A 5,105-nucleotide genomic window follows, 5' to 3' on the forward strand; every position below is an offset into this window, starting at 1 on the left:
ATTTGCCTGGCGGCACTAGCGCGGTGGTCCCACCTGACCCCATGCCGAACTCAGAAGTGAAACGCCGTAGCGCCGATGGTAGTGTGGGGTCTCCCCATGCGAGAGTAGGGAACTGCCAGGCATCAAACCAGTGAAGAGGCCATCCGGAAGGATGGCCTTTTTGCGTCCGGGCGGAAGAGACAGGAAGCCCCGTGCCCCGGCACGGGGCTTTTTTGCTTTATGCTCGCCTTAAACACCACAAGCGCTCGTCACCTGGATACGGTAAACTTAGCCGTGTTTTTGCATCAGGATATCGCTAATGAATCACTCCCTTAAGCCATGGAATACCTTTGGTATTGATCGGAATGCCCACCATATTGTCTGCGCTGAAACGTCGCAGCAATTGCTCAATGCATGGCAGGCTGCGGTACAGAGCCAGCAGGCCGTGCTGATTCTGGGTGAAGGCAGTAACGTGCTGTTTCTGGAAGATTTTTCCGGAACGGTCATTATCAACCGTATTATGGGTATTGAGGTGCGTGAAGAAGCCGATGCATGGTATCTACACGTCGGCGCGGGCGAAAATTGGCATCACCTGGTGCAACTGACTCTGGAACGCGGAATACCGGGTCTTGAGAATCTGGCACTTATCCCGGGTTGCACGGGGAGTTCACCGATTCAGAATATCGGTGCATATGGAATCGAGTTACAGCGCGTCTGCAACTATGTCGATTGTGTAGAACTCAGCAGTGGTGAATCTAAGCGTTTGTCCGCAGAGGCCTGCCGTTTCGGCTATCGCGACAGCATCTTTAAACATGAGTACCAGAATCGTTATGCCATTACGGCGGTCGGTTTGCGTCTGGCAAAAAACTGGCGGCCGGTACTGACCTACGGTGATCTGACCCGGCTTGATCCCGCGACGGTCACACCGAAAGATGTTTTTGACGCTGTATGCCGTATGCGTACCAGCAAATTACCAGACCCAAAAGTTAACGGGAATGCTGGTAGTTTCTTTAAAAACCCGGTGATCTCAGCAGAACAGGCGGGCATCTTACTCTCCGCCTTTCCTGACGCTCCACATTATCCGCAAGCTGACGGTTCCGTAAAGCTGGCGGCTGGCTGGCTGATCGATCAATGTCAGCTAAAAGGCGTCGCTATTGGCGGTGCAGCGATCCATCATTTACAAGCACTGGTGCTGATAAATACCGGGCCGGCTACAAGCGATGATGTGGTGCAGCTCGCTCACCTTGTGCGCCAGCGCGTAGGCGAGAAGTTTAATGTCTGGCTTGAGCCGGAAGTGCGTTTTATCGGCCGCGCCGGTGAGGTGAATGCCGTGGAGACGATTGCATGAAGGATAATACCGTTCCGTTAACGCTGATTTCTATTCTGGCAGATGGCGAATTCCATTCGGGTGAACAGTTGGGCGAACGCCTGGGAATGAGCCGCGCGGCAATCAATAAACATGTCCAGACCCTTCGTGACTGGGGAATCGAAGTCTTTACCGTTCCGGGTAAGGGTTACAGTTTACCGGAGCCTATCCAGCTTCTGGACGAAGCGTTGATCCGTTCACGTATTACTCAGGGGAATATTGCCGTTTTACCGGTGATTGATTCGACAAATCAGTATTTGCTGGATCGCCTTAATGAGCTGCATTCGGGTGATGCCTGCGTGGCAGAATATCAACAGGCAGGCCGTGGCCGCCGTGGCCGTAAATGGATCTCTCCGTTCGGTTCAAATCTCTATATCTCCATGTACTGGCGTCTGGATCAAGGGCCAGCAGCGGCAATCGGGTTAAGTCTGGTGATCGGTATTGTAATGGCGGAAGTTTTACGCGATTTAGGTGCCGATCAGGTGCGGGTTAAATGGCCGAATGATCTCTATCTTCAGGATCGTAAACTGGCGGGCATCCTCGTCGAATTAACCGGTAAAACTGGCGATGCGGCGCAGATCGTGGTTGGTGCTGGAGTTAATCTGATGATGCGCAAAGCCCAGGCTGAAGATATTAGCCAGAGCTGGATTAACCTGCAGGAAGCCGGTGTTCGCATCGATCGCAACATGCTTGCCATACGTCTGGTTACTGAATTACGTACCGCCCTGAAATGCTTTGAACAAGAGGGGCTTGCTCCGTTCCTTTCCCGCTGGGAAAAACTGGATAATTTTATTAATCGTCCGGTAAAACTGATTATCGGTGAGAGAGAAATTATAGGTATTTCCCGGGGTATTGATGCGCAGGGAGCACTACTGCTTGAACAGGATGGGGTTATAAAACCCTGGGTCGGCGGAGAAATTTCACTGCGCAGTGCAGAATAAACAAGGGGAGCGAGACGCTCCCTTTATTTATTTACGCAAACGAACTTGCTCAACCGCATGGTTTGCGCTTTTAGTCATAATCAGGCTGGCCCGCTCACGGGTTGGTAAAATATTTTCTTTAAGATTTAAGCCGTTAATTTCTTTCCACAGCGACAAGGCGATCTCAATCGCTTCCTGTTCGGATAATTTCGCATAATTGTGGAAATAGGAGTCAGGATTGGTAAATGCGCCTTCGCGGAACTTCAGGAAGCGGTTGATATACCAGGTTTGTAATAGATCTTCCGGCGCATCAACATAAATAGAAAAGTCGACAAAATCGGAGACAAATACATGATGCGGGTCATGAGGATAATCCATGCCGCTCTGTAATACATTCAACCCTTCGAGAATTAAAATATCAGGCTGCGCAACCGTTTTATCCCCATCCGGGATCACGTCGTATATAAGGTGCGAATAAACTGGCGCTGTGACATTCGGCACCCCGGATTTAATATCCGAAACAAACTGCACCAGGCGATGCATATCATAAGATTGCGGGAAGCCTTTTTTCTTCATTAGCCCACGATCTTTCAGTACCTGATTGGGATGCAGAAAACCATCAGTCGTAATGAGTTCAACACGACGATGTTCTGGCCAGCGGCTCAATAATGCCTGTAGCACACGGGCGGTAGTACTTTTTCCTACCGCTACGCTGCCCGCAATGCTAATGATGTACGGAATGCGTTGCCCATTCGTCCCAAGGAATTGCTCAAGTACGGCCTGGCGGCGCAGGTTCGAACTGATATAGAAATTGAGTAAACGGGAAAGGGGGAGATAAATCTCTGCAACTTCTTCCAAAGAAAGGTCTTCATTAATGCCTTTTAATCGTGCGATTTCGCCCTCAGTAAGCGTCATCGGAACTGAATCACGAAGAGCAGCCCACTGGCTGCGATTAAACTGTAAGTAAGGCGTCATTAACGTTTGCTCTTTTTTACTCATAAGCTTTATCTGCCTGCTATTACCCCTCGTCACGTAGGCTTCCGGTACGTTGTGAGAGAGAGAGTCTCTTAAGGTAATGCTATGGCTCGACGTTATTGAAATAAGTGGGATCAATGGGCAGGAGGTTAACACCAGATGACAGGGAATAATATGAAAAATCGCGTCTGCGTGATGCTTTCCAGGGAAAGCATCACGCTCTGCACATCAGCTGGCAATAGAACGAACAAACTGATTAACCGCAAATAAACGTTTGAAGTAAATGGCCGCTGGTTGGTAATAACCATCCGCTGAACAGAGATAATCGGGAATTTCCCCAAGGCAGCGATATCCTTGCGAACGATAAAACGCTTCTGCAGCAGAACCTGACGGTGTTTCCAGCCACAGTAGACCGCGCTGACGCATACAGGCTGTTTTCTCCAGCTCCGCCAGGAGCTTCTTCCCAATACCGGTGCGCCGCACGCGGCGGTGTACCAGCAACAATTTTATGTTGGCTCTGTTCAGTGCTTCAGGTTGCGTAGGGAGTTGCAGGCTGACGCTGCCGGCAACGCCCTGTTCATCGCGTGCAATCCAGATCAGGCGTTCACCTGTTTCCAGCTCGTTGCGTAATCGTGAGAAGGCGTTTTCTGCTTCCTGCTGGCTAATCGCGCGTTGATACCCGATAGAGGCGCCACTATGAAGTGCATCAAGCAGCAGTTCGGCGAGTTCCGGACAGTAGACCGGCAAAGTAGCTGCGTTTAACAAGACAATTTTCATCGTGAAACCTCCATTGGGTTGGTGGCTAAAGCAATGCAATTAGTGATCCAACTCACAATCTGGGTCTGGCTTCAGAGATATTCACTGCGATGACGGTTTTTTGCACCATGTTAACGCAGTCACACCGAAGAGATGCCCGATGTTGTCGCGGTTAAAGGAGGCTTAGCGGCGCAAAGTCGTGGAATATGGTGCTGTTTTTTTATACTTCCTTGCATGAAATTACAGCGTTTATATGGGGTGTCGTGCAAAATGTGAGCGATAGAACGTTTTGTGCAATTTTTTTGTTGCATCAACTCCTCTGTCTCCCTAGAATGCGCGCTACTTGATGCCGACTTAGCTCAGTAGGTAGAGCAACTGACTTGTAATCAGTAGGTCACCAGTTCGATTCCGGTAGTCGGCACCATCAAGTCCGGTGGGGTTCCCGAGCGGCCAAAGGGAGCAGACTGTAAATCTGCCGTCACAGACTTCGAAGGTTCGAATCCTTCCCCCACCACCATTTTCAGTTACGCTAAAACGTAACCAGAGTTGGTGTCAGTAGTGAATCAGCTCTTAGGGAGAGAAAATCTTCTCCCGACAATACAGAAGCACTGGGTAGCCGAGTTTCAGGATGCGGGCATCGTATAATGGCTATTACCTCAGCCTTCCAAGCTGATGATGCGGGTTCGATTCCCGCTGCCCGCTCCACGATGTGCTGATATGGCTCAGTTGGTAGAGCGCACCCTTGGTAAGGGTGAGGTCCCCAGTTCGACTCTGGGTATCAGCACCACTTCATTTCTCCTCCCTGGTTTTTCTTCTGTTATTTAGCATTCAACAAGTCGGGCATGTTGCCTGGTTGATGTGGTGATATCACCGATTTATCCGTGTCTTAGAGGGACAATCGATGTCTAAAGAAAAGTTTGAACGTACAAAACCGCACGTTAACGTCGGTACTATCGGCCACGTTGACCATGGTAAAACAACGCTGACTGCTGCAATCACTACCGTTCTGGCAAAAACCTACGGTGGTTCTGCCCGCGCATTCGATCAGATCGATAACGCGCCGGAAGAAAAAGCTCGTGGTATCACCATCAACACTTCTCACGTTGAAT

5 protein-coding genes, 4 tRNA genes and 1 rRNA gene are annotated in these 5,105 nt (G+C 50.0%); 8 read left to right on the plus strand and 2 right to left on the minus strand.

From position 1 onward, the window contains the following. The first annotated feature begins 5 nt into the window (after positions 1 to 5). The 3 genes from rrf to birA all read left to right on the plus strand — a co-directional run bounded on the left by rrf (position 6) and on the right by birA (position 2,286). Positions 6 to 121, plus strand: a 5S ribosomal RNA gene (gene rrf, locus CWM66_RS27790). A 177-nt stretch (positions 122 to 298) separates the two neighbouring features. Then, on the plus strand, positions 299 to 1,327 hold the full coding sequence (gene murB, locus CWM66_RS27795) for a UDP-N-acetylmuramate dehydrogenase (RefSeq protein ID WP_035890517.1): 1,029 nt from the start codon (positions 299 to 301) through the stop codon (positions 1,325 to 1,327). Then, positions 1,324 to 2,286, plus strand: a complete 963-nt coding sequence (gene birA, locus CWM66_RS27800; RefSeq protein WP_035890516.1) for a bifunctional biotin--[acetyl-CoA-carboxylase] ligase/biotin operon repressor BirA — start codon at positions 1,324 to 1,326, stop codon at positions 2,284 to 2,286. The genes murB and birA overlap by 4 nt, the downstream gene beginning before the upstream one ends. A 27-nt stretch (positions 2,287 to 2,313) precedes the next feature. On the opposite strand, the gene coaA is transcribed toward birA, so the two are convergent. Together coaA and CWM66_RS27810 are read right to left on the minus strand one after the other, a co-directional pair. Further along, on the minus strand, positions 2,314 to 3,264 hold the full coding sequence (gene coaA, locus CWM66_RS27805) for a type I pantothenate kinase (protein WP_035890515.1): 951 nt from the start codon (positions 3,262 to 3,264) through the stop codon (positions 2,314 to 2,316). A gap of 204 nt (positions 3,265 to 3,468) precedes the next feature. After that, the gene (locus tag CWM66_RS27810; RefSeq protein ID WP_035890514.1) at positions 3,469 to 4,017 is read right to left on the minus strand and encodes an N-acetyltransferase; all 549 of its coding nucleotides are present in this window, start codon (positions 4,015 to 4,017) and stop codon (positions 3,469 to 3,471) included. A 327-nt stretch (positions 4,018 to 4,344) separates the two neighbouring features. Here CWM66_RS27810 and CWM66_RS27815 point away from each other — a divergent pair. The 5 genes from CWM66_RS27815 to CWM66_RS27835 form a co-directional block, all read left to right on the plus strand. Further along, positions 4,345 to 4,420: transfer RNA gene (locus tag CWM66_RS27815), tRNA-Thr, on the plus strand. 8 nt (positions 4,421 to 4,428) lie between these two features. Then, positions 4,429 to 4,513: transfer RNA gene (locus tag CWM66_RS27820), tRNA-Tyr, on the plus strand. Between the two features lie 113 nt (positions 4,514 to 4,626). After that, positions 4,627 to 4,701 (plus strand) — tRNA-Gly (locus CWM66_RS27825). Positions 4,702 to 4,707: 6 nt separating this feature from the next. Continuing rightward, a tRNA-Thr gene (locus CWM66_RS27830) sits at positions 4,708 to 4,783 on the plus strand. Positions 4,784 to 4,897: 114 nt separating this feature from the next. Next, positions 4,898 to 5,105, plus strand: a 208-nt coding sequence (locus CWM66_RS27835; protein WP_021242225.1) for a GTP-binding protein, incomplete at its 3' end; no start/stop codon positions are given.

Origin of the sequence: Kosakonia sp. H7A (genome assembly GCF_003028445.1) — a bacterium.
Taxonomy (GTDB): domain Bacteria; phylum Pseudomonadota; class Gammaproteobacteria; order Enterobacterales; family Enterobacteriaceae; genus Kosakonia; species Kosakonia radicincitans.